Below are 26123 nucleotides of genomic sequence, written 5' to 3'. Positions count from 1 at the left end.
CGCGTCACTCAGCGGCGCGCTTCGCCTCCTTGGCGGCGTCCTTGACCTTCTCGCCGACCTGCTTGGCGCCGCCAGCGGCGCGGTCGGTCCTGCCCTCGGCCTCGAGGCCGGGGTCGCCGGACTGCCGTCCGGCCTCCTCCTTGCCGCGGCCCTTGGCCTGCTGCGCCTTGTTCTTCAGCTTGTCGAGGAAACTCATGGTTCCTCCTCTGGTACGAAGAGTCGTCCAAGTCGGCCATGCCCTCGATGGCCACGGATCATGCAGACGTCCGGGTCCCGCGCCGCAGCCGCTCCGCCTCCTCGTGGATGAGGGCCTCGGTCTCCAGGAGCTTCGCCTCGGCCTGCTCCGTGCGCATCCGCGCCCGCAGCTCGCGGGGGCTCGGCTTGCGCCGCTTCCCGGCCGTCCGCCGCCCGGCCCGTTCCCCCGTGAGCTTCTTCAGGAACCCCATGCCCGTCACCTCTCTCACCCGCGGCCGGTCCCGTCCGCCGGCCTCGCGCCCGTACGGTGCCCCTTTTATGGCGTTCCATTCCGGTACCGGGGAGGTCAGGGCCGTCCGGCGCACGGGCGGCTGCCGGGAATGCCGCAGGACATGGCAAGGTTGTGCGGTGAGTGGACGATGACGTCCCGCCCTCCTTACGTCGAGCGTCAGCACAGGAGCATCCACCGTGTCCTTGCCACCTCTGGTCGAGCCCGCCCCGGAGCTCACCCGCGACGAGGTCAACCGCTACTCGCGGCACCTGATCATTCCCGATGTCGGCATGGCCGGGCAGAAGCGCCTCAAGAACGCCAAGGTCCTGGTCGTCGGCGCGGGCGGCCTCGGTTCCCCCGCCCTGCTCTACCTGGCCGCCGCCGGGGTGGGCACCCTCGGCGTCATCGACTTCGACGTCGTGGACGAGTCCAACCTGCAGCGGCAGATCATCCACCGGCAGTCGTCCCTCGGCAGGCCGAAGGTCGAGTCGGCCGCGGACACGGTCCGCGACATCAACCCGCTGATCGACGTGGTGGTGCACGACACCGCGCTCGACCGCGACAACATCATGGACATCTTCTCCGGCTACGACCTGATCGTGGACGGCACCGACAACTTCGCCACCCGCTACATGGTGAACGACGCGGCCGTCCTGCTCGGCAAGCCGTACGTGTGGGGCTCGATCTACCGGTTCGACGGCCAGGCGTCGGTGTTCTGGGCCGAGCACGGCCCCTGCTACCGCTGCCTCTACCCCGAGCCGCCGCCGCCCGGCATGGTGCCGTCGTGCGCGGAGGGCGGGGTGCTCGGCGTCCTGTGCGCGTCCATCGGCTCCATCCAGGTGAACGAGGCCATCAAGCTGCTGACCGGCATCGGCGAGCCGCTCGTCGGCCGGCTGATGGTCTACGACGCCCTGGAGATGACCTACCGCTCGGTCAAGGTCCGCAAGGACCCCGAGTGCCCGCTGTGCGGCAAGAACCCGACGCAGACCGAGCTGCTGGAGGACTACGAGGCCTTCTGCGGCGCGGTGTCCGACGAGGCCGCCGAGGCCGTGAAGGACTCCACGATCTCCGTGCACGACCTCAAGGCCATGCAGGACCGCGGCGAGGACGTCTTCCTCGTGGACGTCCGCGAGCCCAACGAGTACGAGATCGTCTCGATCCCGGGCGCCACGCTCATCCCGAAGGGCGAGTTCCTGAACGGCTCCGCCCTGGAGCGGCTGCCGCAGGACAAGAAGATCGTCCTGCACTGCAAGTCGGGCGTCCGCTCCGCCGAGGCCCTCGCCGTCGTGAAGAACGCCGGCTTCGGCGACGCCGTCCACGTCGGCGGCGGCGTCCTGGCCTGGGTCAACCAGATCGACCCGAGCCAACCCACCTACTGACCGTCCGCGCCGAAGGCCCCCGGAACCTCCGGGGGCCTTCGGCGTCTCCGGGCGGAAACGAGCCGCTCCCAGGCGTCGAAGCCCGGAAGCCGCCCGGCTCACTTCCCGGGCGGGGCGTAGGTCAGGCCCAGCTCCGAGGCCACCTCGCCGAGCATCAGCTCGAACATGGGGGCGGCGTCGGACAGGGCGAACTCCAGGTGTCCGAACACCTCCAGGCTGACCCCGCCCTGGAGCCTCGTCCAGCACTTGAGGAACTGCTGGATCACGCCGAGCGGGAGCTCGACGCCGAGGACCTCGTCGCGGTAGCGGCGCAGCTGCTCGCGCAGGCCGGGGTCGATGTCGTCGTCGGCCATGACCGGGAACGGGCTCTTCCTCCAGAGCTCCAGGAAGAGCGACAGGAACGTCCAGCCGAAGCGGCGGGCGCACTCCTCGGCGAAGTCGACCTCCTCCTGGTGCGCGGCGCCGCGCACGGGCGCGCCGAAGAGCAGTGAGTACTCGCGGGGGTGCGCCAGCGCCCAGAGCCGGAACTGGCGGGCCACCGTCATGAACTTGCCGCTCATGTCGCCCGCCGGCACGTCCTTCATGGCGGCGTGCAGCTCCGTGGTCAGCTCGGTGAACAGGTCGCCGACCAGGTGCCGCAGCAGCTCGCCGTGGCTGCCGAAGTAGCGGTAGAGCGCGGGGGCGGTCATGCCCATCTCGCGGGCGATGGCGCGCAGCGTCACCGCGTCGGGGCCCTCCTCGACGAGGATCCGGCGGGCGGTCTCGGAGATCTCCCGGACCGTCGCCGCACGCAGGCGATCACGACGCGATTCCACCACGCCTCCTCTCACCGTCCGGTGCCCGGCCGGGTCCGGCCGCCCTCGCATGATTCCGCAAAAACACCCTTGACGACAGCTAACGCTGTATGCGAAGTTAACGCTGTTCTCAGTTTACGGCGTTCACTGAAATTACTCAAGGTAACAAGGCTGGGGGAAAGAGCCATGTTCGATCGATGGGGCAGGTGGGTGCACCGGCGCCGGCGGTGGGTGCTCGCCGTCGCCGGCGCCGCGCTGGTGTTCGCCGCGGTGTGGGGTACGGGCGTGTTCGGCGCGCTGACCTCCTCCGGCGGCTTCGACACCCCGGGCAGCCAGAGCGCGGAGGCCGCGCGGATCGCCGAGCGCGACCTCGGGCGGGACCAGGCGGACGTCGTGGTCCTCTACCAGGGCCGGACGACCGTGGACGACCCGTCCTTCCGGACGTCGGTGGAAGGCGCGCTGGCCGCGCTGCCGTCGGACAAGGTCGCCAAGGCCAGCACGTTCTGGACGACCAACGCGCCGCAGTTCGTGAGCCGGGACCGCAAGGCGACCTACGCCGTCCTGCAGCTGGCCGGCTCCGACGAGGCCGCCCGCGAGGACGCCTACAAGGCGATCCGGGACGACCTGACCGAGGTCGGCGGCGGCCTCACCGCGAAGGTGGGCGGGGCGGTCGGCACCGGGGTCGCGATCAACGAGCGCGTCTCGTCCGACATCGGCCGGGCCGAGGGCATGGCGATGCCGGTCCTGCTGGTGCTGCTGGTGCTCATCTTCGGCGGGCTGGTCTCGGCGAGCCTGCCGCTGCTGGTCGGCGGACTGGCCATCCTGGGCTCGTTCACCGCGCTGCACGCGCTCACCTACGTCACCGACGTGTCGATCTTCGCGGTCAACATCACCACCTTCCTCGGGCTCGGCCTCGCGATCGACTACGGGCTGTTCATGGTCAGCCGGTTCCGCGAGGAGATCGGCCGGGACGGCGCCACCGCCGAGGACGCGCTGGCCGCCACGATGGCCACGGCCGGGCGCACCGTCGCGGTCTCCGGCGTCACGGTCGCGGTGTCGCTGTCCGGGCTGCTGCTGTTCGACCAGAACTTCCTGGTCTCCATGGGCTACGGCGGCATCGCCACCGTGCTGGTCTGCATGGCCGGGGCGCTGACCGTGCTGCCCGCGCTGATGGCCGTCCTCGGCCCGAAGGTGAACGCGCTGCCGATCCGGCGGCGCCGGGCGGCCGCCGGCCGGACCGACGGCTGGTGGGGACGCGTCGCGCGCAGCGTGATGCGCCGCCCCGTCGTCTACATGGTCGCGACCATGGCGCTGCTCCTCGCGCTCGGCGCTCCCTTCCTGCGCATCAACTGGGGCGGCGTGGACGCGAAGGTGCTGCCGGACGGCGCGGACGCGCGGGTCGTCGCCGAGACGCTGGAGGCGCGGTTCCCGCGCAACGCCACCAGCCCGATCGAGGCCGTCGTGACCGGGACGTCCGACCGGGCCGCGGTCCAGGCGTACGGGGCCCGCCTGGACGCGCTGCCCGGCGTCACGGACGCGGCGGTGACCGGCGCCAAGGGGACGACGACCCGCATCGCGCTGCGCTACGACGCCGACCCGAACTCCGGCGCCGCCCGCGACCTCGTCCAGCGGGTGCGGGACGTCCCGCCGCCGCCCGGCGCGCGGGCCCACGTCGGCGGCCAGACGGCCGACGTGGTCGACCAGCTCTCCAGCATCGGCGCGACGCTGCCGTGGCTGGCCGTGCTCGTCGGCGGCGCCACCTTCCTCCTGCTGTTCCTGGCGTTCGGGTCGGTGCTGCTGCCGCTGAAGGCGATCGTCATGAACATGCTGTCGCTGTCGGCCACCTTCGGCGCGGTCGTGCTGGTCTTCCAGGACGGCCACCTGTCCGGCCCGCTGGACTTCACCGCGACCGGCGCGATCTCCCCCGCGATGCCGATCCTCATGCTGGCGATGCTGTTCGGGATCTCGATGGACTACGAGGTGTTCCTGCTGTCGCGGGTCCGCGAGCAGTACGACCTGACCGGCTCCAACACCGCGGCCGTCGCCTCCGGCGTGCAGCGCACCGGCGCCATCATCACCAGCGCGGCGCTGCTGTTCATCGTGGTGATCGGCGCGTTCGCGACGTCCGGCATCACGTTCATCAAGATGACCGGGGTCGGGATGGCCGTGGCGATCCTGCTGGACGCGACGGTCGTCCGGGCGCTGCTCGTGCCCGCCACGATGCGGCTGCTCGGCCGCGCCAACTGGTGGGCGCCCGGCCCCCTCGCCCGGCTCTACGGCCGGTACGGGATCCGGGAGGGCGACGCCCCGGCCCCGTCGCGGCTGGAGCCCGTGGGCTGACCCCCGCACCGGTGGCCGGCACCGCGAAAGTGCCGGCCACCAATCCACCCGAACCGCTTGTGGACTCCCTCGCCCGGCGGAAGACTGAACGTCATTCCACCGGCTCCACCCTCGCGTGACGCGCGCCGCGACGGCCCCTGCCCGGCGGATCCCCGAACCCCTGTCCCGTGCCGGGATGTTCCTTTGGAGGCACCATGTCCGCGCTGCTGATCACCGACGACACGGCGCTCGCGCACCTGGAGCGGCTCACCGACGTCCTGCGCTCCGCCGGCTGGGCGGTCGAGGTCGCCGCGCCCGCCGACCGGCGCCCGTCCGCGCTCATCGCCGACCCGCGGCTGCCGCGGGTGAACGAGAGCGTCATCGCCGTGCGGGAGCGGTCCGGCGACGGCTGGTCCTACTGCTACGGCTGGGGCGAGCGCATCGCGTCCTGCGACGACCCGTCCGGCGCGGCCGCCGCCGTCGGCCGGGTGCTCGCCGCCCGCCGCGACAACTGACCCGCCCGGCGCACGCACCCGGCGAGGGGTTCAGGCCGACTTTCGGCCGCGGCTCTTCGCCGGCTCCTTCTTCGCGCCGCTCTTCGCCGGCGACGTCTTGCGCGCGGCGGGCTTCTTCTCCGCCGCCTCCTTGCCGGACGCCGCCTTCGCGCCCTTCTCGCCGCGGCTCTTCTTGGCCGCCTCCACGCTCGCGCGCAGCGCGCTGAGCAGGTCCGCGGCGGGCTCCTCCGGGCCCTCCTCGGCCGGGCGCGCCACCTCCCGGCCCTCGACCTTGGCGTCGATCACCGCCTGGAGGGCCTCGCGGTAGGCGTCCTTGTACTCGCCCGGGTCGAACTCCCCCTCCATCGACTCGATCAGCGAGGTCGCCATCGACAGCTCCTGCTTGCGGACCTCGATGTCCTCCTCCAGGAAGGGGAACTCGGGCGCGCGGACCTCGTCCGGCCACAGCATGGTCTCCAGGACGAACACGCCCTCGCGGACCCGGAGCGTCGCGAGCGACTCGCGCTGCCGCAGCGCCACCTTCACGATCGCGACCTGCCCGGAGCTCTCCAGCGCGTCGCGCAGCAGCACGTACGGCTTGGCGCCCTGCGCGTCGGGCTCCAGGTAGTAGGACTTCGCGAAGTAGATCGGGTCGACCTCCTCGCGCTCCACGAACTGCAGGACGTCGATCCGGCGGCTGGACGACAGCGGCAGGTCGGCGAAGTCCTCGTCGGTGAGGATGACCATCTCGCCGCTCGGCAGCTCGTACCCCTTGGCGATGTCGGAGTACGGCACCTCCTCGCCGTCGACCGTGCACACCCGCTTGTACTTGATGCGCCCCCCGTCCTCCCGGTGCACCTGGTGGAAGGCGACGTCCCGCTGCTCGGTCGCCGAGTAGAGCTTCACCGGTATGGTCACCAGACCGAAGGAGATCGCGCCCTTCCAGATACTGCGCATGATCCGTCCTTACCCAGCACGTTCCTGCCCCTAGCGTCGCAACGCCGTTCGATTTGCGCCACAAGGGCGTCGTGATCCTTTCCCCGTGCGGCGGGACGGGGTAAGACGGCGGTATGACCATGCCGTGGCCCGTCGAGCCGATGATGGCCTCCACCGGGGACCTCCCCTCCGACGGCGGGAAGTGGGGCCTGGAGCTGAAATGGGACGGGGTGCGCGTCCTGTCGCACGTGTCCGCCGACGGCGTCCGGGCCGTCGGGCGGCGCGGCGGCGAGGTGACGAGCCGCTACCCCGAGCTGTCCGCCCTCGCCGACCTGCTGCCCGACCACGACGTCGTCCTGGACGGCGAGGTCGTCGCCTTCCGGGAGGGGCGGCCCAGCTTCGAACGCCTCCAGCGCCGCATGCACGTCGAACGCCCCGATCCGCGACTCATCCGCGAGGTGCCCGTCCGCTACGTGGTCTTCGACGTCCTCTTCCTGGACGGGCACCTCCTGTACGACATGCCGTACGCCGACCGCCGCTCCGTGCTGTCGGAGCTGGACCTCGCCGGCACCGGTCCCGTGGAGGTGCCCCCGTACCTGCACGGCGGCGACCAGGCGCAGGTGGAGGAACTGCTCGCCTTCACCCGCGAGCAGCAGATGGAGGGCCTGCTCGCCAAGCGCCTCGACTCTCCGTACCGTCCGGGGCGCCGCGTCGACTTCTGGCGCAAGGTGAAGAACTTCCTGACGCGCGAGGTCGTCATCTGCGGGTGGAAGCCCGGGAAGGGCCGCCGCGAGGGCGGCGTGGGCTCGCTGCTGCTGGGCGAGTACGACCTGAAGGGGCTGCTGGGCTTCGTCGGGCACGTCGGCACGGGCTTCAGCGACCGCGCGCTGGACGACCTGTACGAGACGCTGTGGCCGCTGCGCCGCCCGACCAGCCCCTACGACGAGCCCGTTCCGCGCGAGTTCGCCCGCGACGCCCAATGGGTTGAGCCCCGGCTCGTCGGGGAGGTCGCGTACAGCGCCCGGACCAGGGACGGCCGCCTCCGCTTCCCGTCCTGGCGGGGCCTGCGTGACGACAAGGACCCCCTGGAGGTCACGAGTGAGCAGTAAGAGGACCGCCGTCGACGTGGACGGCCGTCAGCTCTCCCTCTCCAACCTCGACAAGAACCTGTACCCGGAGTTCACCAAGGGCGAGGTCATCGACTACTACGCCCGCATCGCCCCGGTCATGCTCCCCCACCTGAAGGACCGCCCCGCGACCCGCATCCGCTGGCCGGACGGCGTCGACGGCGGCAAGTTCTTCGAGAAGAACGCCCCCTCCCACACCCCCGACTGGGTCCGGACCGCGACGGTCCCCACCCCCGGCAGCTCGAAGGGCCGCGACACCCTCGACTTCGTCGTTGTCGACGACCTCGCCACGCTCGTGTGGTGCGCGAACCTCGCCGCGCTGGAGCTGCACGTCCCGCAGTGGAAGGTGGGGCCGCGCGGCAAGGTGCACACCCCCGACCTCGTGGTCTTCGACCTCGACCCCGGCCCGCCCGCCACGATCGTGGAGGCGTGCGAGGTGGCCGCCCTGCTGCGCGACGTGCTCGCCGAGGACGGCCTCGACTCCTACCCGAAGACGAGCGGCAAGAAGGGCCTGCACCTCTACGTCCCGATCGAGGAGCCCGGGGACGCGGAGCGGACGTCCGAGTACGCCAAGGCCGCCGCGCAGCGCCTGGCCGAGGAGAACCCCCGGCTGGTCGTGGCGAAGATGGAGAAGCGGCTGCGCAAGGGGAAGATCTTCGTCGACTGGAGCCAGAACAACCCGGCCAAGACGACCGTGGCGCCCTACTCGCTGCGCGCCGGAAGCCGCCCGTCGGTGTCGACCCCCATCACCTGGGACGAGCTGGAGTCGTGCGGGGACGCCGCCGAGCTCGTCTTCGGCCCGGACGACGTCCTCACCCGAGTGGACAAGCACGGCGACCTCCTGGAACCCCTTCTGAAGGACCACCGGCCGCTGCCCTGAGCGACTTCCGCGATCCGCGTGCCCTATGTGTTCGAATCGGCACGCTCCGGGACCGCGGTCCGTCACCATGGTGCGCGGGGACACCACCGGTGGAAGGAAGGACCGTTGTCGCACAACCACCACTACGACGCCGTAGTGCTGGGCGGGGGGACCGCGGGCGAGCTGGTAGCGACCGGCCTCGCCCGCGCCGGGAGGGACGTCGCGCTCGTCGAGAGCCGCCTCGTCGGCGGCGAGTCGCCGTACTTCGCGTGCGTCCCGTCCAAGTCGCTGCTGCTGTCGGCGCGCCGCGGCGAGACCTGGGAGGCGGCCGTCGCCCGCCGGGACGCCCTGGCCGGGCACCGGGGCGACGACCCCGCCGTCGCGCGGATGGCCGAGGAGGGCGTGACCGTGCTGCGCGGCCGGGGCCGGATCCTCGAACCCGGCCGCATCGAGGTCGACGGCGCCGTGCACGGCTTCGGCGACCTCGTCGTGTGCACCGGCAGCGAACCGGTCATCCCGCCCGTCGAGGGCCTGGCCGACGTCCCGCTGTGGACGAGCGCCGAGGCCCTGTCGGTCCCCGACCTGCCGCGCCGGCTGGTGATCCTCGGCGGCGGCCCGGTGGGCTGCGAGCTGGCGCAGGTCTACGCGGCGTTCGGGTCGCAGGTCGCGGTCGTCGAGGCGTCCGGGCGGCTGCTGACCGCGGAGGCGCCGTTCGCGGGGGACGTGCTGGCGGACGCGCTGCGCCGGATGGGCGTCGACCTGCGGCTGGGCGCCGACGTCGCCGACGTGGAGCGCAAGGACGTCGGGGCGCGGCTGCGGCTGTCGGACGGCGGCACCCTCGACGCCGACCGCGTCCTCGTCGCCGCCGGGCGCCGTCCCCGCGTGGAGGGCCTCGGGCTGGAGAACCTCGGCGTCGACGTGGTCCCCGGCCGCGGGATCCCCGTCGACGCGACGTGCCGCGTCCCGTCCGGCGGGGGCAGCGTGTGGGCGGCCGGCGACGTCACCGGCATCGCGCGGACCACGCACGCCGCCCGCTACCAGGCGCAGGTGGCGCTGTCGAACCTCCTCGGGAACCGGCGCGAGGCCGACTACCGCGCCATCCCCCGCGTCGTCTACACGATGCCCTCCGTCTACTCGGTCGGGATCTCCCCCAGGCAGGTGGAGGAACTCGGCATAGACCTCCTCACCGCCGGGTACGACCTCGCCTCGACGGCCCGGGCGGCGGTCGAGGCCGACGAGCGCGGCCGGGTGGAGCTGTACGCCGACCGCGCCCGCGGACTGCTGGTCGGCGCCGCCGCCGCAGGACTCAACGCCGAGGAGTGGATGAGCGAGATCGCGCTGGCCATCCGAGCCGAGACGCCGCTGAGCCTGCTCGCCGACGTCGTCCACGCGTTCCCGACGCACGGCGAGTCCGTCGAGGCGCCGCTGCGGGAACTGGCCGGACGGCTGTGAACCGCGAGCCGGCCGTCCACCCGAGACGACCGCGGACCCTGGAGGAGGACCCCTGATGAGCGAGACCGACGACCTGGAGCAGCCCGCCCCCGACGAGGCCAACGAGGCCGACGCCGCCGAGCAGCGCGCCGTCCTCGACGAGGAGGGCGGAGTCGAGCGGGGCCCGATACCGGACGACGCGAACGAGGCCGACGCCGCCGAGCAGCGGCTCGAGGTCCGGCTCGACGAGGACGACTACCGCTGACCCGCGTTGGCGTCCGGCACAGGAAGGAAGGCTGACAGAAGACTCGGTGCACGACCGCGCCGCGCTCCGCCGGGAATACACTGACCTGCGCGAAGGAACGCCGGCGGGCGCGGCCCGTGACCAACGGAGTTACTCGCGCGTAGGATGATGAGATTGTTTCCCGGCGACGGACGACCCCCATCCGTCCCAAGATTCGGTGATCGGAGAGTGTGGTGACCGCGACCCCGGACGCCCGCCCCCGTGGCACGAGACTGCCGCGACTGGCACGCCGCAAGCAGCTGCTCGGCGCGGCCCAGGAGGTGTTCGTCGCGCAGGGGTACCACGCGGCGGCGATGGACGAGATCGCCGAGCGTGCGGGCGTCAGCAAGCCGGTGCTCTACCAGCACTTCCCGGGCAAGCTGGAGCTGTACCTGGCGCTGCTGGACGAGCACGCCGAGGCCCTGGTGAAGATCGTCCGCGAGGCGCTGGAGTCCACCACGGACAACAAGCTGCGCGTGCAGGCGAGCATGCAGGCCTTCTACGACTTCGTGGCGGGCGACGGCGAGGCGTACCGGCTGGTCTTCGAGTCCGACCTGCGCAACGTCGCGCCCGTCCGGGCCCGCGTCGACCGCGCCAACCAGCAGTGCGCCGAGATGATCGCGCAGGTCATCGCCGAGGACACCAACGCCCCGGCCGAGGAGGCGCACCTGCTCGGCATGGGCCTGGTCGGCATGGCCGAGGTCAGCGCCCGCTTCTGGCTCTCCCAGCACCGCGCGATCCCCAAGGACACCGCCGAGAAGATCATCGCCCGGCTGGCCTGGCGCGGCATCTCCGGCTTCCCCCGCACCACCGACCAGGGCTGACCGCCGCCGGGGGTGAGGGAAAGTTCACCCTCGGCACAACCGGGCGTCGGCACGTCCGGCGATCTCCGTGCGACCATCGGAAGGCGAGCCCGCCGGCGGTCGGCGGGACGCGCCGGACGACGGGAGGCAGCGCGTGCAGGTTCGCATCGGGGTCCAGAACGTGGCCAAGGAGCTCGTGGTCGACACCGACCAGACGGCCGACGAGGTGCAGGACGCGCTCAAGGCGGCGCTCGCCGACGCGCAAGGCGTGCTGGTGCTGAAGGACCGCCGCGCCGGCCGGGTCGTCATCCCCGGGGCCCGCGTCGGCTACCTGGAGATCTCCGAGGACGAGCAGCGCAGCGTGGGCTTCGGCACGCAGTACGCCTGAGCCGCCGGACCCGGGTTTTACCCCCTTCGCACTCTCCTTGACCTGGGTTTTGTTTCAACCTGGCAGGAGGGGCATATCGACCACCGACCCGGGCCACCGGCCCACGGAAAGGAATGGTTGATCGATATGCTCACGACGATCCTTTGGTTCATCGTGGTCGGTGCCGTCATCGGAGCCGTCGCGCGGCTTCTCGTCCCCGGCCGCAACCCGATCGGCATCCTGCTGACGATCCTCATCGGTGTCGCCGGCGCCATCCTCGGCGGCGTCGTCGCGGACGCCCTCGGAGCGGGCACCATCGTCGCGCTCGTGTTCGCGGTGGTGATCGCCGCGCTCGGCGTGGCGGCGCTGACCGCGATGAACACCCGAGGCCACGGCCGCGGCCGCGGGTGGCGGACCAAGCACCGGACGTTCTGACCCCGCGCCACCCCGGTGGAAGCCCTCGCCCCGGCGGGGGCTTCCGTCATTCCGGATGTCCGGATGTGGCCGTCGCCGCGCCGCCCCCCGGCCGGTCCGGAACCCCCGTCCCGCCGGGCCTGTAATGCCTGGCGGGCCCGGGACGGAATAGATGAAACCATGGAAACGTTGGGCACGGTGACCGGCTATTGGTGTAAGCGACTAACGGTCGGTACACTGCGTCGCGGAGTGTGACCGCACGCAGCCACAGCGAGTGACTGCTTTCAACCCCTGACTGCGGTCGCCGAAGGATTTTGATCAACGGCTGGTCCCTCCCGCGCGAGCGCGCGGCCACAGGAACGGCGGACAACGCCGACTGGGCGGCGTCACGCCGGCGAGCCGCGCCGCACCCGGGAGCGGAGACCCCGCATATTGGAGGCTGAAAGCCCTGACTACCTTTCGTGAACTCGGGGTCGTACCCGAGATAGCAGACGCCCTCGAAGCCGAAGGCATCGTGGAGGCGTTCCCCATCCAGGAACTCGCCCTGCCCATCGCACTGGGCGGGCACGACATCATCGGCCAGGCCCGCACGGGCACCGGCAAGACCCTCGCGTTCGGCGCCGCGCTGCTGCAGCGCATCGAGCACGGCGGCCGCGAGCCGCGCGCGCTCGTCGTCGCGCCGACCCGCGAGCTGGCCCTCCAGGTCACCGACGACCTGCTCGTCGCCGGCGGCAAGCTCGGCACGCGCGTCCTGTCGGTGTACGGCGGGCGCGCCTACGAGCCGCAGATCGAGGCGCTGCGCGAGGGCGTCGACGTCGTCGTCGGCACCCCGGGACGGCTCCTCGACCTCGTCAAGCAGAAGCACCTCGACCTGTCCAAGGTCGGCGTCCTGGTGCTGGACGAGGCCGACCGCATGCTCGACCTCGGCTTCCTGCCCGACATCGAGCGGATCATCGACCGGATCCCGGCGCAGCGCCAGACCATGCTGTTCTCGGCGACGATGCCGGGCGAGATCGCCGCGCTGTCGCGCCGGTACCTGACCCGTCCGACCAACGTCCGCGCCGAGTCGCACACCGAGTCCGACGCGACGCCGCAGGTCGTCCAGCACGTCTTCCAGGCCCACCAGATGGACAAGCCGGAGATGCTGGCCCGCCTGCTGCAGGCCGAGGGCCGCGGGCTCACCATGGTCTTCTGCCAGACCAAGCGGGCCTGCGACCGGGTGGCCGCCGACCTCGCGCAGCGCGGCTTCGACGCCGCCGCCGTGCACGGCGACCTCGGGCAGAGCCAGCGCGAGCGGGCCCTGCGCGCGTTCCGCAACGGCAAGATCGGTGTGCTGGTGGCCACCGACGTGGCGGCCCGCGGCCTCGACGTCGACGACGTCACCCACGTCGTGAACTACGAGTGCCCCGACAGCGCCGACACCTACGTGCACCGCATCGGCCGGACCGGCCGCGCGGGCAAGGAGGGCGTCGCCGTCACGCTCGTCGACTGGTCCGACCTCGTCCGGTGGAAGCTGATCAACAGCACGCTCGACCTGCCGTTCGCGGCGCCGGAGGAGACCTACTCGACGTCCCCGCACTTCTTCGAGGTGCTCGGCATCCCCGAGGGCACGAAGGGGACGCTGCCCGCCGACAAGCGCAACGGCCGCGCGGGGCTGGACGCCGAGGAGCTGGAGGACATCGGCGAGACGGGCAAGGTCCGCAGCCACGACCGCGGCCGCGACCGTGACCGGGACCACGAGCACGAGCGTCCCCGGCCGCGCCGGCGCAAGCGCAACCGCACCCGGACGCGGGCGGGCCAGCCGGTCGAGGCGACCGCGCGGGAGACCGAGACCGCCGCCGCCACCGACAACGTGGTCGACGCGGTCGCCACCGAGCGCAAGCGCAGCCGGACCCGCCGCCGCACCCGCGCCGGCAAGCCGGCCGCGACCGGGAGCGGCACCGCCGAGACGTCCCAGACCGCCTGACCGGCGGCGGAGCACACGGCCGCGAGACTCAGCCAGGTCTCGCGGCTCGCGTTCTCCCCGGGTCTCCCCCCTCGCGCATCCTGAGGGCGAGGCCCGGATGGTCGGTGACGAGGACGGCGACCCGCGGATCGCCGAGGAACCGGCGCATGACGGGCTCGGCGTTGACCGTCCAGATCATGGCGGGGATCCCGGCGCGCCCGCACTGGCGCAGCACGCCGACGCGGGCGAGCCGGTGGTTGAGGGCGACCATGTCGGCCCCCGCCCGCCGGATCAGCCGCAGCGGCGCGAAGTCGTGCGCGGCGCCCCGCTCCCACAGGTTGCGCCCGACCGACAGGGCCGTGCGCACCCCGGGGAAGCTCTTCTTGATCTCCATGAGGGACGTGATCTCGCGGGTCGTCACCACGAAGTTCTCGGTGCCGAACGCCTCCACGGCGAGCGCCACGGTCTCGTGCTCGCAGCCGCGCTCCTTGAGGTCCAGGTGCCCCTGGGCCCGGCCAGCGATGATCTTCATGGCGTCGGCGACCAGCGGCACGGGGCGCACCGCGAGCTCCTGGATCCGCGCGTAGCTGAGCCGGTTCAGCCGGAGCCCGCCGATCTCGGGGTCGTGGTGGACGACGAGGCGGCCGTCCCCGGTCCGCCTGATGTCGATCTCCACGTACTCGGCGCCGGACGCGGCGGCCTCACCGAGACCCGTCAGGCCCGCCTCGTCACGGCGGTGCGCGGAGATGGCAGGCATGGCGACCACGCTGGTGACGCTACCACCGAAGATTTCTTACCGAAGCACGTAGCCACCCATTGACTAAGGTTTCCACCGTGAGTACGCCCCGGTTCGTGAGTCTGCCCCCCGGTGTTCGCCGGACGACCGTCGAGACCTCCCGCGGCCCGTTCGCCGCGCTGGAGGCCCTCCCGGGATCGGGCGCGCCCGACCGCTGCCCCGCCCTCCTCGTGCCCGGCCTCACCGGGAGCAAGGAGGACTTCCTCGCCGTCCTGGAGACCCTCGCAGCGTCCGGCCGCCGCGTCGTCGCGATCGACATGCGCGGGCAGTACGAGACGCTCGGCCCCGACGACGAGAGCGCCTACACCCGCGCGGCCCTCGGCGCCGACGTCGCGGCCCTCCTGACGGCCCTCGGCCCGGACCCCGTGCACCTGGTCGGCCACTCCTTCGGCGGCCTGGTGTGCCGCGAGGCCGTGCTCTCCGGGGCCCGCCCCGCGTCCTTCACCGTGATGAGCTCGGGGCCCGCCGCCGTCGGCGGCCAGGCCGCCGCCAGGGCCCGCGCCCTGCGCGACGCCATCCCCGAGCTCGGCATGGAGCAGATCTGGGAGCTCAGCCTCGAACCCGACTACCTCGGCCGCGGCGTCCAGCGCGAGATCGTCGCCTTCCTCAAGGCCCGCACCCTCGGCAACTCCGAGAAGGGCCTGACCCGCATGGCCGACGAGATCCTCACCGCCCCCGACCGCGTCGACGAGCTGGCCAAGCACTGCGCCGACACGGGCCTGCGCACCCTCGTCCTCTACGGCGAGGACGACGACGCCTGGGACCCCCGCGAGCAGGCCGCGATGGCCGAAAGGCTCAACGCCTCCAAGGTCGTCATCCCCGGCGCCGCCCACTCCCCCGCCTGGGACGCCCCCGAAACCACCGCCGCCGCCCTCCTGTCCCACTGGGCCGACACCGAGCGCGCCCTCAAGTAGCCGCGCCCGGACGGGCCGCTCCGTCATCCGAGTTCGGCGAGGTCCTGCTCGGTCAGGGTGAGGGCGCCGGCCGCGATGTTCTCCTCCAGGTGGGCCGGTGAGCCCGTGCCGGGGATCAGGAGGATGTTCGGGGAGCGGGCGAGGAGCCATGCCAGGGCCACCTGCGGGACGGTCGCGCCGTGCCGGGCGGCGACGGCCTCCAGGTGCTCCGCAGTGACCGGGGTGAACCCGCCGACGGGGAAGAAGGGGACGTAGGCGATCCCCGCCTCCGCGCAGGCGTCCACGAGCGGGTCGTCGTCCCGCTGGGACACGTTGTAGAGGTTCTGGACGCACGCGATCGGCGCGATCCGGCGGGCCTCGGCGAACTCGGCCGGAGTGACGTTGGAGACTCCGAGGTGGCGGATGAGGCCCTCCTCCCGAAGCGCGAGCAGCGTTTCCAGGGGTCCGGCCAAGGGCGTCTCGCTCCGGTCGAGGTCGCCCATCCGCAGGTTCACCACGTCCAGGCGGTCGACTCCCAGCGAGCGCAGGTTCGCCTCCACGCCGCGGCGCAGGCCGTCCGGGGCGAGGCCCTTCTTCCGCTCCGCGGGAAGGGCGAGATCAGAACCCTCGACCAGCGCGCCCACCTTGGTGACGATCACAAGGTCGTCCGGATAGGGGTGCAGGGCCTCCCGGATCAGCTCGTTCGCCGCCACTCCGCCGCGCGAGTAGTAGTGCGAGGTGTCGATGTGGTTCACCCCGAGCTCCACGGCCCGGCGCAGGATGCCCAGCGCGGTCTCCCTGCCGGGCGGGTCTCCCTTCGGCCATCCGGTCAGCTTCATCGCGCCGTAACCGATCCGCGCGACCTTCAGATCTCCGCCCAGCGTCCAGCTTCCAGCAGTCATGATCATTGACGATAGACGCCCAGCACGGAGATCGCGCCTTCTTGACCTCAAGTGAGGTTGAGGTTCTACGGTCGGGGGCCGTGAGCAGTTACCTGGTGACCGGGGCGACGGGGCGGGTGGGGCGGCACGTCGCCGCGTCCTTGGCCGAAGCGGGCCATGCCGTCCGCGCGCTGGTCCGCGACACCGCGGGCGCGCCCGCCGGGATCGACGCCGTCAAGGGAGACCTCAGCTCCCCTGAGACGCTGGAGCGCGCCGCCCGGGGCGTGGACGCCGTCTACCTGATGTGGCCCGGCCTTCCGGTGGACTCGCGCGCCGTCGACGCGATCGCACGCAGCGCCCGGCACGTCGTCTACCTCTCCACGGACGTGGCCGATCTCGCGGACGGCGAGCCCGCCGCGTCCTTCGGCCAGTGGGCGGAAGACCACGCCTCCGACTTCCGCTGACGGGATTCCCGCCCGCGGGGTCCGCCACGACCGGCGCGTGGAGGGCTGGCCCTCTCCCCGGCCGGCCCCCGGGAGCTCCGGAAGGACCACTGCGCGGCTCCCTAGCCGATTCGCCGCTTCATGGCGCCCCGGATGAGCCCCATTCGCCCAACGTTCGCCTACGCGATCTCCGAAGGCCAACCGCGCTCCTTAGCTTCCTCTTGCCGGAGGGCGAGCAAGGGAGAGCGCCATGGAGCACAGCCCCGCAGTCCGGGGTCGCGGGATCAGGAAGACCTTCGGGGACGTGGTCGCGCTCGACGGCGTCGACCTCGACGTGGCCGAGGGGCAGGTCCACGGCCTGGTCGGCCCCAACGGCGCGGGCAAGACGACGCTGCTGGGCCTGCTGCTGGGCCTGGCCGTCGCCGACGGCGGAAGCCTGGAGATCCTGGGCGCGCCGGTGGGACGGACGCTCGCCGTCCCCGGCGGCGTCGCGGGCTTCGTGGACGGCCCCGGGCTCTACCCGTCGCTCACCGCGCGGCAGAACCTCGCGGCTCTGGCCTCGCTGCGCGGGCACGGCTCCCGCGACGCCGGTGTGGACGACGCGCTGGAGCAGGTCGGGCTGACGGACGTCGCCGATGACCGCATCCGGGGCTTCTCGCTGGGCATGCGCCAACGGCTGGGGCTGGCCGCCGCGCTGCTGACCGAACCGCGGCTGCTCGTCCTCGACGAGCCGGCCAACGGCCTCGACCCGGCCGGGAAGCGCCACGTCCACCGCGTCATCACCCGGCTCGCCGCGGACGGGACCGCGGTGGTCCTGTCCAGCCACCGGATGGACGACCTCGCCGCGCTGTGCTCCGAGGTCACCGTCCTCGCCACCGGGCGGGTCGTCTTCTCCGGGACTGTGGGCAAGCTCGCCGCCGAGAGCGGCGAACTGGACTACCGGCTGCTCACCTCCGATCCGGACGCGGCCCGCCGGGTGGCGGCGGACCTGCCGGGGCTCGCCGTCCCGTCCCGCCGCGACGGCGCCGGCCGGCAGGACGCCGACGCGCTCGTGGTCCGCGGGGCCGTGCCGGTCATCGAGGACCTGGTGGTGCGGCTGGTGGAGGCCGGCGTCGCGCTGCGGGAACTGGCGCCCGTGGTGCCGCCGCTGGAAGCCGCGTTCCTGGCCCTGACCGGAACCGGACGGACCGCCGCCACCGACGCGGCCGACGAGGAGGACGCGGCGTGACCATCGCACCCACCCGGATCGAGGCGAAGCCCGCGCCGCTGGTGCGCGGCTACCGGTTCGAGCTGGTCAAGCTGCTCTCGCAGTGGCGGACACGGCTGATGCTGCTCGTCTGTTGGATCGGTCCAGCCGGCTACGTGGCGGTGGTGAGCCTGCAGAGCATGCTGCCCACCGACACGGTCTTCGGCCGCTGGATGCACGCGACCGGCTGGGCGGGGCCGCTGGTCGTCCTCGACTTCTCGTGCAGCTGGGCGCTGCCGCTGCTGACGGCGCTGGTGGCCGGCGACGTGTTCGCCGCCGAGGACCGGCTGGGCACATGGCGCCATCTCCTCATGGCGGTCCGCTCGCCGCGGCGGATCTTCGTGGCGAAGGGCCTCGCCAGCGTCACCGTGCTCCTCCTGCTGGTGGCGGGGCTGGCCGGGTCGGGCATCGCCGGGGGCCTGGCGGCGGTCGGCGGCCATCCGCTCGTCGGGCTGGACGGCCACCTCCTCTCCCCGGGGGACGCGGCCGGCACCGTGCTGCTCGCGTGGGCGTGCGTGCTGGCGCCGACGCTGGCGTTCGCGGCCGTCGGCCTCCTCGGATCGGTCGCCCTGGGCCGCTCCCCCATGGGGCTGCTGATGCCGGCGCTGCTCGCCTTCGCGTTGCAGCTCGCGCAGCTGCTCCCGCTGCCGGTGGCCGTTCGGACGGCCCTGCCGAGCCACGGCTTCCTCGCCTGGCGCGGCCTGTTCACCAGCCCCGTCCAGGCCCGCCCCCTCGTCATCGGCCTCGCGGTGAGCCTGGCGTGGGCGGTCGTCGCCACCGCGCTGGCCTACCGCCTGTTCCTGCGCCGCGACTTCACCGACCCGTCCTACGAGGGGTCGGGACGGCGCGTCCTCGTCGCGGGAGCGCTTCCGCTGACGGGCCTGGTCGTCCTCACCTTCGCGTTGGTCAGCGCCACGACCCCGGCCGAGGGCTCCGGGATCGAGCGGACGAAGGTCCAGAACTCCCTCGCCACGGTGTACGGCCACCTCTACCGGTTGCAGACGCGGCAGCTCCACCGTCCTGGCGTCACCGAGGCGGAGCTGCGGGTCACCGCGTCCTGCGACAAGGGCGGATCCCGCGTCGCCGACGAGGGGCCGGGCAACGACTGGCGGTGCGTCGTGTCCTGGCACCTGCCCGGGGCGACCGCCGTGGGCAGCGCCATCTACCAGCTCGACGTCACCGCGAACGGGCGGTACGTCGCCGACGGCGACGGCCCCAAGGAGGTCAACGGCTACTTCCAGATCCGCACCCCGACCGGGGACGCACCCAACCCCCTGTGGCAGTTCGACGGGCACGTCGACCTGCTCGCAAGTGCTCCGGAGGAGTAACAGATGCACGTCACGCGCCAACGCGTCCCGAAGGCCCGGACCGGGCTCTTCGGTTCGCGGACCGGCCGCCGGACCCGCCTCGTGGCGGCCGGCACCGCGGCCCTCACCCTGGGCGGCGGCGGAGTCGCCCTCGCCTCCACCGAGGTGTTCGGCTCCAACCAGGTCGGCTCCACCACCGAGGACGGCGGCCTGCAACTCGCCAGCGACCAGATCATCAAGCCGATCGGCGACCGCCTGCTCGTCGACAACGGCAAGCTGCTCGCCTCGACGGTCAGCCCGGACGGCCGCCACCTGGCGGCGCTCACCAACGACCGGGGAATCGCCCTCACCATCGTCGACCTGAAGACCTACAAGATCCTTCAGCAGGCGGGGACCGACAAGTCCGCCGGCGTGCGCATCAGCAGCAACAACGTCGGGCAGGAGGGGCCGGCCTACTCGCCGGACGGCAAGACGCTGTGGCTGCCGCAGGCCACCGGCTTCAACCGCTTCCCGGTGAAGGACGACGGCACCCTCGGCGCCCCCACGTTCATCACCATCGCCGCTCAGGGCCAGAAGAAGGCCATTCCCGCCCAGGCCGTCTTCGCCGCCGACGGCGCGACCGTGTACGCAGCCGTCAACGGCCAGAACCGCGTCGTGGCGATGGACCCCGCGACCGGCGCGATCCGGCGGAGCTGGACCGTGGGCACCGCACCGCGCGGCCTGGCGCTCGTCGGGGGCAAGCTCTACGTCAGCAACGAGGGCGGCCGTCCGGCCAAGCCCGGCGAGACGACGATGAACTCCTACGGCACCGACGTTCCGGCGAACCCGGACACGGGGGCGGCGACCACCGGCACCGTGAGCGTGATCAACGTCGCCGAGCCGGACGCCGAGGTCCGCTCCATCGACGTCGGCCTGCACCCGACCGCGCTGCACGCGGCCCGCGGCGCACTCTTCGTCACCGACACCTTCGACGACCAGGTCTCGGTCATCGACACCTCCAAGGACAAGGTCGTCCAGACGATCGCGACCCGGCCCTGGCCGCAGTCCGACGTCGGGTACGCCCCGAACGGCGTGACCCTCACCAGGGACGGCCGCCTGCTGGTCACGCTCGGCCGCGCCAACGCGGTCGCCGTCTACCGCTACACCTCGCCGCAGGCGCCGGTCCGCTACGTCGGCCTCCTCCCGACGGACTACTACCCGGCGGAGGTGACCACCGTCGGCGAGAACGTGGTCGTCACCAACATGCGGGGCATCGGTGAGCGCGGCCCGACGCGCACCATCGACAAGGGCGCCGGGACGAAGCCGGCGACCGGCCACAACACCCACGACTCGACCGGCTCGCTGCTCCGGTTCCGGCTGCCGTCCGACAAGGTGATCGCCAAGTCCACGGCGACGGTCTTCGCGCAGAACGGCTGGGGCAGGAACGACGTCAAGCCCGCCAAGGGCAGGCCGCAGCGCGCCGTGCCCGTCCCGCGGCGCCTCGGCGACCCGTCGACCATCAAGCACGTCTTCCTGGTCGTCAAGGAGAACCGCACCTACGACCAGCTCTTCGGCGACGACCCGCGCGGCAACGGCGACCCGTCGATGGCGCAGTTCGGCGAGAAGGTGACCCCGAACCAGCACGCCCTGGCGCGCCAGTTCGGCCTCTACGACAACACCTACTCCATCGGCACCAACTCCGCCGAGGGCCACAACTGGCTGGTGCAGGCCGACAACCCGGAGTACACCGAGTCCAGCGCCGGCCTGTACGAGCGCAGCTACGACACCGAGGACGACGCGCTGGGCCACCAGCGCACCGGCTTCCTGTGGACCGGCGCCGCGGCCGCCGGCAAGAGCGCCCTCAACTTCGGCGAGTTCACCCAGTTCCTGACCAAGCCCGCGGGCGCGACGTGGCAGAAGTTCTACTGCGACGCCCGCACCATGGCGGACACCGGTCAGAACACCGCCCTCAAGACCGACACCCAGTCGCCGATCCCGTCGCTCAACAAGATCACGGTGCACGACTACCCGAAGTACGACACCAACATCCCGGACATCTACCGGTACGAGATGTGGAAGCGGCACTTCGCGGCCAACGGCCCGGCCAACCTCAACATGTTCTGGCTCTCCAGCGACCACACCGGCGGCGCGCCGAACTCGGTCGCCCAGGTCGCCGACAACGACCTGGCCGTGGGCAGGATCGTCGAGACGATCTCGCACAGCAAGTGGTGGAAGGACTCCGCGATCTTCGTGATCCAGGACGACACCCAGAACGGCGTCGACCACGTCGACGGCGCGCGCGGCCCCGTCCAGATCATCAGCCCGTGGGCGAACCACGGCACGGTGGACAGCCGCTACTACACGCAGATCACCATGATCCGCACCATCGAGCAGATCCTCGGGATCCAGCCGATGAACCAGAAGGACAGCGCCGCGACCCCGATGAGCCGGGCCTTCACCACCAAGCCCGACTTCACGCCGTTCACCGCCAAGCCCAACCAGGTGCCGCTCACCGACGGCCTGGCCACCCCGCCGGCCTGCGGCAACGACACCCCGACCGGAGCGGCGTCGGCCAAGCCGGCCGCACTGAGCGCCGACCAGCAGCGCATCGCCGACGCGTGGACGGCCTGGCAGCGCAAGCAGGCCCAGAACGGGTCGACCACGATGCCGGACCGCGCCAACCCCGTGATGATGGACCACTTCACCTGGTACCAGTCGCACGACTGGGCCACGCCCTACCCGGGTGAGAAGAAGGTCCTCACCCCGGACGAGGTCCCCGGCCGCTACCTGCCGTCCCCGGAGACCGACGGCTGATCTCCGCGACCCCACGGCCCGCCGGCGACCCCGGCGGGCCGTGCCGCCGTTCACGGGGCCTGGAAGTAGTGCCCCTTCTCCAGATCGTCGACGAGGCTCGGGCCGGTCGGGCTCCACCCCAGCAGCTCGCGGGTCAGCGCGCTCGACGCCGGAGCGTCCATGCCCACGGCTCCGGCGAGCCACCCGAAGTGCCCGGCGGCGTCCTCAGGGGCGATGGACGCCACGGGCAGGCCGAGACGGCGTCCGATCACTTCGGACACGTCCCGCAGCGACACGCCCTCATCGTCGTTCGCGTGCAGCGCCGACCCCGCCGGGGCCTTCTCCAGCGCCAGCCGGAACAGCCGCGCGGCGTCCGACACATGCCCCGCGGGCCATCGGTTGGCTCCGTCCCCGATGTGTCCGGAGACGCCCTTCTCGCGTGCGATGCCGACCAGCACGGCCACGAAGCCCGGGTCGCCGTCGCCGTGCACCGTCGGTGGAAGCCGGACGATGGACGAGCGGACACCGCGCGCCGCGAACGAGAGCGCGAGCTGCGCGGTGGCCTGCCGAGCCTGCACCCCCTCCCCTTCGACGGGCTCACGCCCGTCCTCCTCGGTCGCCACCCGCCCGGGCGCGAGCCCGAGCAGGCCGGAGGCGAGCACGAAGGGCTTGTCCGTCCCGGCGAGCGCACCACCGAACGCCTCGACGGCCCGGCGGTCGGCCTCGGCGGCCTCCTGGAACCCGCCCGTGAACGCGAGGTCGTGCTTGAACGCGAGATGGACCACACCGTCCGCCGCTTCGGCCCCCTCCCGCAGGGCATCGAGATCGTCGAGCGTGCCGCGCCGCACCTCGACCCCGGCCGCCGCCAGCTTGGCGGCCGAGGAGTCCGACCGCGCGAGCCCGATGACCTGATGCCCCGCGCCGATGAGTTCCGGGAGGAGCGCCGAGCCGATCCAGCCGGACGCCCCGGTGACGAAAACGCGCATGAGAAACCTCCAACGACCCGATCCATCGTCCAAGCGACGACAGTCACTGTCATCACCATAGCTCGCCTATGACAGTGACTGTCATCGAGCTAGGATCGAGGCCATGGGGCGATGGGAGCCGAACGCGCGGGGCCGGCTCGAAGAAGCGGCGCTGGACCTCTACGGCGAACGCGGTTACGAGAAGACGACGGTCGCGGAGATCGCCGCCCGCGCAGGCCTCACCGAGCGGACCTTCTTCCGCCACTACGCCGACAAGCGCGAGGTCCTGTTCGCCGGCTCGTCCCTGCTCCAGGACGTCCTCACGAAGGCCGTGGCCGACGCCCCCGACGGCGCGTCACCGCTCGACGCGACGGCCGCCGCCCTGGACGCCGTCAGCGCGATCTTCGCGGGCCGCCGCGCCCACGCCCGCCGCCGCCAGGCCGTCATCAACGCGAACACCGAACTCCGCGAACGCGAACTGATCAAGCTGGCGACCCTGGCCTCCACCCTGGCCGACGCCCTCCGCCGCCGGGGCGTCCCCGACCCGACCGCCCCCCTGACCGCCGAAACCGGAATCGCCGTCTTCAAGGTCGCCTTCGACCGCTGGCTCAACGAACCCGCCGAGGAGGAACTGGCCGAGAGCATCCGGCGATCACTCGACCACCTCAGGGCCGTGACAGCGCCCTGACATGTGGTGCGGGACGCCGGCGCCGCCCCTCGGCGGTGCCCACGGGCGTTTCGGCGACTGTCGGCGCTTCGTGATCTGGTGTCAGCCGATCGAACCGATCACTTGGAGGCTGTCTTGGGTGTTTTGACCGACTATCTCCGCGCGCGCAGCGCTGAGGTCGTCGTGCGGGCGATGGAGGAGGAAGCGAAGCGGAACATGTTCGAGATGGGTCTGCTGGACACCGAGCCGACCGACGACGAGTTCGGCGACCCGCCGTTCGGCGCAGGTCTCTCCGCTCTCGGAAGAGTCGACGCCACCGGAATGGACGACGACAGCCTGTTGCCTGAGCTCATCGCGGTCATCAGGCGGGCCCCGACGAGCCGAAGGCTGGTCAAGCAGACCTTGGTGTGGCCGATATCGCCGGCTCCCGGTCCCGATGGCCCTGCCGACGACGATGCTTGGGCAGGGGGCCCATGGGTGTGGGAGTTCGACGTCGGCGTCCGGGACACGCTGGCGGGTGTTCACGACACGGAGATACCGGAGGTAGCCGCGCGATGGGGGCGCTCCGAGGCGGTACGCAAGTACGAGGCGCAGGCGGATGTCCTGCTGAACCTAGTCGAGCGGCTGAGACGGTTCGCCAGAGAAGCCCGCGAAAACGACGAGCGGCTGTACTGCTTGACGTCCCTCTGACTCGCCACGCCCCCCGCAGACCCCGGCGAGGCCGTGACGCCGGACACCGAGGAGGGCAACTGCACCGAGGGGAGAACTCAGGACGGGCCGGGCGGCCCGAACCCGGTGACTCAGTAGGGGCCGCCCGCACGGAAGGCTTCAACGATCTGCATCGCCTTCTCTTCGCTGACCTCTTCCAACTCGTCAGCAAAGCTGGAGTGCTCCCACTCGACGATGATGCCGGTCCGATGCCATTCCAGATCCCGGTGAAGCGCTTCGTCGGCAATACCGCCGCCCGCAGGTCTGCGTCGCCGCACGATCCCATGCGGGTCATCGACCGTCCTACCCCTTCCAACAATTGCATAATAGACTATCTTCTCATCGGCCATCTCGTCGCGTCATTCCTCTCTGCGAAAGCTCACTATGTCCGAAATGTTCTTCGGTATCGGTATTCCCGCGGAGACCTCACGCTGAAAATCGTCGAGCTTCTCCGCTTCGAGCACACCGACCCCCGGGCTTCTCCTACGCTCATAAGCCGCATGCGTCAACTGCTTGGCCTCAAAGCTCTCCGGAGTATGGAACTGCACTTCAAAGAGCTGCCCACCTGAGGTCTTCCAGCGGGTATTGACCCCCTTGTACACCGGAGTATCCCACGAATTTCGACTGAAGACCATCTGATAGCCGTCACCCTCAAGCTTTTCAGTGATCTCACGATAACCTTGTACGTATTTATCAGCGGGTAGTTGGTACGTGTATCGCAGAGCGTCAGGGATCGACTCGGCGGCGCGCGTCGGATCTTCCCGCAACTCTGCCGCAAGGGTTTCTGCGACCTTCTCCTTGAACCTGTCCTCACCCTTGATCCGGTACTCAAGCCCGACCAGTTCGGCGTCAGCCACCTCCGTCTCGCCGATCTTAATTTTATCGGTGACGTCGACTTCCTGGTCTCGCACACGCTCGAAGGCGCGACCCGCCGCGTAGTTCTCTTCATAGTTCAGATACTGATCGTCGTCCCCGCGCCAAGAGCCGGGTTCGTCCCCGGGATCTTCTCCGCTCTCCTCGCTCGTGCCTTCCCCCTGGAGGTCCTCACCTTCGTCGTTCTTTTCCGGCGGTCTGTCAGGAGTCCGTTCCGCTTCGAGGTCGGCCCACTTGGCTCTCATATCGTCGACATGTTCGCGCCACGCGTCACCGCTCTCTGCCGACTCGGCATCGGTGGTCTCGGCGTCGGCCGCGTCCTTCTGTCCCTCAGAGGAGAGTTCGTCCCGACCAGCCGATTCATCCTGCGGCTCCGTCGAACCGGTCTCGGTGGGCCGGCTTGCCGCCTCGCCGGATGCCCCGCGGTCTTCGAGCTCCTCCCAGCGGTCACTCCCCGAGGAGTTCTTCGGCTCGTCTTCGGGCTCCGGCGGGGCATCCTTATCGCGAGCATCGTCGGGCTCGTCCTCGGCGTCCTCGTCCGCGATTTCCTCAGGCCGCTCCGTACCCCCGCGCTCTTCACTTGTGACGGCGTCGTCGGTCTCGACCGAAGACTCGTCCGTCTTCTGTTCTGCGTCCTTCCCCGGCGCGGCGGCCTGAGGCTCGCCATCTTTCGAGGTTTCCTTCTCCGCTTCTGCTCTGAGCTTCTCGTCACGCCGCTGGATTTGGGCTTCGCGGGCGGCTGCCAGGCTTGCGAGGCGGGACGGCTGTCCGGGTGAGCCCGGTTGATCGACAGGGCGGCGCCATACCCTGTCCTGGGCGGGCGGCTTCTCGACGTTCTCGGTACCGCTGTCAGAGGTGTTGCCGGTGCGGTCGACACCCACGCGTGTCAGCCCTTTCGACTGCCGGACGAATGCGACGCCGGTGCCGAACGGTGTCCAGATGCCTGCGGGGTGCT

General features: G+C 71.4%; 27 protein-coding genes. 18 read left to right on the top strand and 9 right to left on the bottom strand.

What is annotated here, in order from left to right; genetic code table 11:
* Positions 1–4: 4 nt before the first annotated feature.
* The gene (locus tag K4S16_RS35775; RefSeq protein ID WP_149263497.1) at positions 5–196 is read right to left on the bottom strand and encodes a CsbD family protein; all 192 of its coding nucleotides are present in this window, start codon (positions 194–196) and stop codon (positions 5–7) included.
* A 58-nt stretch (positions 197–254) separates the two neighbouring features.
* Positions 255–446 carry a hypothetical protein gene (locus tag K4S16_RS35770; RefSeq protein WP_149263496.1) on the bottom strand — a complete coding sequence of 64 codons (192 nt, stop codon included), beginning with the start codon at positions 444–446 and terminating at the stop codon, positions 255–257.
* Positions 447–663: 217 nt separating this feature from the next.
* Between K4S16_RS35770 and moeZ the strand changes: the two genes are divergently transcribed.
* Positions 664–1845: an adenylyltransferase/sulfurtransferase MoeZ gene (gene moeZ / locus K4S16_RS35765; protein WP_149263495.1), complete on the top strand. Its 1182-nt coding sequence runs from the start codon at positions 664–666 to the stop codon at positions 1843–1845.
* Between the two features lie 98 nt (positions 1846–1943).
* Here moeZ and K4S16_RS35760 read toward each other — a convergent pair whose 3' ends face one another.
* Complete coding sequence (locus K4S16_RS35760) at positions 1944–2660, bottom strand: TetR/AcrR family transcriptional regulator (RefSeq protein ID WP_149263494.1); 717 nt, start codon at positions 2658–2660, stop codon at positions 1944–1946.
* A gap of 165 nt (positions 2661–2825) precedes the next feature.
* Between K4S16_RS35760 and K4S16_RS35755 the strand changes: the two genes are divergently transcribed.
* Together K4S16_RS35755 and K4S16_RS35750 are read left to right on the top strand one after the other, a co-directional pair.
* Positions 2826–4979, top strand: coding sequence for an MMPL family transporter (locus K4S16_RS35755; protein ID WP_149263493.1), 2154 nt, complete (start codon positions 2826–2828; stop codon positions 4977–4979).
* A gap of 194 nt (positions 4980–5173) precedes the next feature.
* Entirely contained in the window at positions 5174–5473 is a 300-nt protein-coding gene (locus K4S16_RS35750; RefSeq protein ID WP_149263492.1) for a response regulator transcription factor, read from the top strand.
* Positions 5474–5503: 30 nt separating this feature from the next.
* On the opposite strand, the gene K4S16_RS35745 is transcribed toward K4S16_RS35750, so the two are convergent.
* Positions 5504–6409, bottom strand: a complete 906-nt coding sequence (locus K4S16_RS35745; RefSeq protein ID WP_149263491.1) for a Ku protein — start codon at positions 6407–6409, stop codon at positions 5504–5506.
* A gap of 113 nt (positions 6410–6522) precedes the next feature.
* Between K4S16_RS35745 and ligD (K4S16_RS35740) the strand changes: the two genes are divergently transcribed.
* From ligD (K4S16_RS35740) to K4S16_RS35705, 8 genes are all read left to right on the top strand, one after another.
* Positions 6523–7497 (top strand): non-homologous end-joining DNA ligase, encoded by a 975-nt coding sequence (gene ligD, locus K4S16_RS35740; RefSeq protein ID WP_149263490.1) that lies wholly within the window; start codon positions 6523–6525, stop codon positions 7495–7497.
* The gene (ligD, locus tag K4S16_RS35735) at positions 7487–8395 is read left to right on the top strand and encodes a non-homologous end-joining DNA ligase (protein WP_149263489.1); all 909 of its coding nucleotides are present in this window, start codon (positions 7487–7489) and stop codon (positions 8393–8395) included. The genes ligD (K4S16_RS35740) and ligD (K4S16_RS35735) overlap by 11 nt, the downstream gene beginning before the upstream one ends.
* Positions 8396–8500: 105 nt before the next feature.
* Positions 8501–9826 carry an NAD(P)/FAD-dependent oxidoreductase gene (locus tag K4S16_RS35730; protein WP_149263488.1) on the top strand — a complete coding sequence of 442 codons (1326 nt, stop codon included), beginning with the start codon at positions 8501–8503 and terminating at the stop codon, positions 9824–9826.
* Positions 9827–9881: 55 nt separating this feature from the next.
* A complete protein-coding gene (locus K4S16_RS35725) occupies positions 9882–10070 on the top strand; it encodes a hypothetical protein (protein ID WP_149263487.1) in 189 nt (62 codons plus the stop codon).
* 212 nt (positions 10071–10282) lie between these two features.
* Positions 10283–10912 carry a TetR/AcrR family transcriptional regulator gene (locus K4S16_RS35720; protein WP_141577962.1) on the top strand — a complete coding sequence of 210 codons (630 nt, stop codon included), beginning with the start codon at positions 10283–10285 and terminating at the stop codon, positions 10910–10912.
* Between the two features lie 133 nt (positions 10913–11045).
* Complete coding sequence (locus tag K4S16_RS35715) at positions 11046–11279, top strand: DUF3107 domain-containing protein (RefSeq protein ID WP_149263486.1); 234 nt, start codon at positions 11046–11048, stop codon at positions 11277–11279.
* A 126-nt stretch (positions 11280–11405) separates the two neighbouring features.
* On the top strand, positions 11406–11693 hold the full coding sequence (locus tag K4S16_RS35710) for a GlsB/YeaQ/YmgE family stress response membrane protein (protein WP_149263485.1): 288 nt from the start codon (positions 11406–11408) through the stop codon (positions 11691–11693).
* A gap of 493 nt (positions 11694–12186) precedes the next feature.
* Positions 12187–13638 (top strand): DEAD/DEAH box helicase, encoded by a 1452-nt coding sequence (locus K4S16_RS35705; protein WP_235037281.1) that lies wholly within the window; start codon positions 12187–12189, stop codon positions 13636–13638.
* A 28-nt stretch (positions 13639–13666) separates the two neighbouring features.
* On the opposite strand, the gene K4S16_RS35700 is transcribed toward K4S16_RS35705, so the two are convergent.
* On the bottom strand, positions 13667–14374 hold the full coding sequence (locus K4S16_RS35700) for a glycerophosphodiester phosphodiesterase (protein ID WP_235037293.1): 708 nt from the start codon (positions 14372–14374) through the stop codon (positions 13667–13669).
* Positions 14375–14451: 77 nt separating this feature from the next.
* Between K4S16_RS35700 and K4S16_RS35695 the strand changes: the two genes are divergently transcribed.
* Positions 14452–15327 carry an alpha/beta fold hydrolase gene (locus K4S16_RS35695; protein ID WP_149263482.1) on the top strand — a complete coding sequence of 292 codons (876 nt, stop codon included), beginning with the start codon at positions 14452–14454 and terminating at the stop codon, positions 15325–15327.
* Positions 15328–15350: 23 nt separating this feature from the next.
* On the opposite strand, the gene K4S16_RS35690 is transcribed toward K4S16_RS35695, so the two are convergent.
* Complete coding sequence (locus K4S16_RS35690) at positions 15351–16208, bottom strand: oxidoreductase (RefSeq protein WP_149263481.1); 858 nt, start codon at positions 16206–16208, stop codon at positions 15351–15353.
* 80 nt (positions 16209–16288) lie between these two features.
* Between K4S16_RS35690 and K4S16_RS35685 the strand changes: the two genes are divergently transcribed.
* The 4 genes from K4S16_RS35685 to K4S16_RS35670 all read left to right on the top strand — a co-directional run bounded on the left by K4S16_RS35685 (position 16289) and on the right by K4S16_RS35670 (position 21976).
* A complete protein-coding gene (locus tag K4S16_RS35685) occupies positions 16289–16651 on the top strand; it encodes an SDR family oxidoreductase (RefSeq protein ID WP_235037280.1) in 363 nt (120 codons plus the stop codon).
* Between the two features lie 229 nt (positions 16652–16880).
* The gene (locus K4S16_RS35680) at positions 16881–17858 is read left to right on the top strand and encodes an ABC transporter ATP-binding protein (RefSeq protein ID WP_149263480.1); all 978 of its coding nucleotides are present in this window, start codon (positions 16881–16883) and stop codon (positions 17856–17858) included.
* Complete coding sequence (locus tag K4S16_RS35675; RefSeq protein WP_149263479.1) at positions 17855–19204, top strand: ABC transporter permease; 1350 nt, start codon at positions 17855–17857, stop codon at positions 19202–19204. The genes K4S16_RS35680 and K4S16_RS35675 overlap by 4 nt, the downstream gene beginning before the upstream one ends.
* A gap of 3 nt (positions 19205–19207) precedes the next feature.
* Positions 19208–21976, top strand: a complete 2769-nt coding sequence (locus K4S16_RS35670) for a bifunctional YncE family protein/alkaline phosphatase family protein (protein ID WP_149263478.1) — start codon at positions 19208–19210, stop codon at positions 21974–21976.
* 50 nt (positions 21977–22026) lie between these two features.
* Here the strand turns inward: K4S16_RS35670 and K4S16_RS35665 are convergent, their stop codons facing one another.
* Positions 22027–22941 carry an SDR family oxidoreductase gene (locus tag K4S16_RS35665; RefSeq protein WP_149263477.1) on the bottom strand — a complete coding sequence of 305 codons (915 nt, stop codon included), beginning with the start codon at positions 22939–22941 and terminating at the stop codon, positions 22027–22029.
* Positions 22942–23044: 103 nt separating this feature from the next.
* Here K4S16_RS35665 and K4S16_RS35660 point away from each other — a divergent pair, with 103 nt between their 5' ends.
* Positions 23045–23608 carry a TetR/AcrR family transcriptional regulator gene (locus K4S16_RS35660; RefSeq protein ID WP_149263476.1) on the top strand — a complete coding sequence of 188 codons (564 nt, stop codon included), beginning with the start codon at positions 23045–23047 and terminating at the stop codon, positions 23606–23608.
* A gap of 123 nt (positions 23609–23731) precedes the next feature.
* Positions 23732–24277, top strand: coding sequence for a hypothetical protein (locus K4S16_RS35655; protein WP_200842306.1), 546 nt, complete (start codon positions 23732–23734; stop codon positions 24275–24277).
* Between the two features lie 110 nt (positions 24278–24387).
* Here the strand turns inward: K4S16_RS35655 and K4S16_RS35650 are convergent, their stop codons facing one another.
* A complete protein-coding gene (locus K4S16_RS35650) occupies positions 24388–24645 on the bottom strand; it encodes a hypothetical protein (RefSeq protein WP_149263474.1) in 258 nt (85 codons plus the stop codon).
* A 9-nt stretch (positions 24646–24654) separates the two neighbouring features.
* Positions 24655–26049 carry a hypothetical protein gene (locus tag K4S16_RS35645; protein WP_149263473.1) on the bottom strand — a complete coding sequence of 465 codons (1395 nt, stop codon included), beginning with the start codon at positions 26047–26049 and terminating at the stop codon, positions 24655–24657.
* Positions 26050–26123 lie beyond the last annotated feature (74 nt).

The organism is Actinomadura sp. K4S16 (assembly GCF_008327685.1).
In the GTDB taxonomy this organism is placed as follows: Bacteria; Actinomycetota; Actinomycetes; order Streptosporangiales; family Streptosporangiaceae; genus Spirillospora.
This window is presented reverse-complemented; position numbering and strand designations above follow the sequence as displayed.

Excerpts from the sequence above, each read along its gene's own strand:
- K4S16_RS35775 (WP_149263497.1), bottom strand. The coding sequence starts at position 196 with ATGAGTTTCCTCGACAAGCTGAAGAACAAGGCGCAGCAGGCCAAGGGC.
- K4S16_RS35745 (WP_149263491.1), bottom strand. The coding sequence starts at position 6,409 with ATGCGCAGTATCTGGAAGGGCGCGATCTCCTTCGGTCTGGTGACCATA.
- K4S16_RS35755 (WP_149263493.1), top strand. The coding sequence starts at position 2,826 with ATGTTCGATCGATGGGGCAGGTGGGTGCACCGGCGCCGGCGGTGGGTG.
- K4S16_RS35650 (WP_149263474.1), bottom strand. The coding sequence starts at position 24,645 with ATGGCCGATGAGAAGATAGTCTATTATGCAATTGTTGGAAGGGGTAGG.
- K4S16_RS35665 (WP_149263477.1), bottom strand. The coding sequence starts at position 22,941 with ATGCGCGTTTTCGTCACCGGGGCGTCCGGCTGGATCGGCTCGGCGCTC.
- K4S16_RS35710 (WP_149263485.1), top strand. The coding sequence starts at position 11,406 with ATGCTCACGACGATCCTTTGGTTCATCGTGGTCGGTGCCGTCATCGGA.
- K4S16_RS35700 (WP_235037293.1), bottom strand. The coding sequence starts at position 14,374 with ATGCCTGCCATCTCCGCGCACCGCCGTGACGAGGCGGGCCTGACGGGT.
- K4S16_RS35750 (WP_149263492.1), top strand. The coding sequence starts at position 5,174 with ATGTCCGCGCTGCTGATCACCGACGACACGGCGCTCGCGCACCTGGAG.
- K4S16_RS35660 (WP_149263476.1), top strand. The coding sequence starts at position 23,045 with ATGGGGCGATGGGAGCCGAACGCGCGGGGCCGGCTCGAAGAAGCGGCG.
- K4S16_RS35725 (WP_149263487.1), top strand. The coding sequence starts at position 9,882 with ATGAGCGAGACCGACGACCTGGAGCAGCCCGCCCCCGACGAGGCCAAC.
- K4S16_RS35680 (WP_149263480.1), top strand. The coding sequence starts at position 16,881 with ATGGAGCACAGCCCCGCAGTCCGGGGTCGCGGGATCAGGAAGACCTTC.
- K4S16_RS35690 (WP_149263481.1), bottom strand. The coding sequence starts at position 16,208 with ATGACTGCTGGAAGCTGGACGCTGGGCGGAGATCTGAAGGTCGCGCGG.
- K4S16_RS35670 (WP_149263478.1), top strand. The coding sequence starts at position 19,208 with ATGCACGTCACGCGCCAACGCGTCCCGAAGGCCCGGACCGGGCTCTTC.
- ligD (WP_149263490.1), top strand. The coding sequence starts at position 6,523 with ATGACCATGCCGTGGCCCGTCGAGCCGATGATGGCCTCCACCGGGGAC.
- K4S16_RS35770 (WP_149263496.1), bottom strand. The coding sequence starts at position 446 with ATGGGGTTCCTGAAGAAGCTCACGGGGGAACGGGCCGGGCGGCGGACG.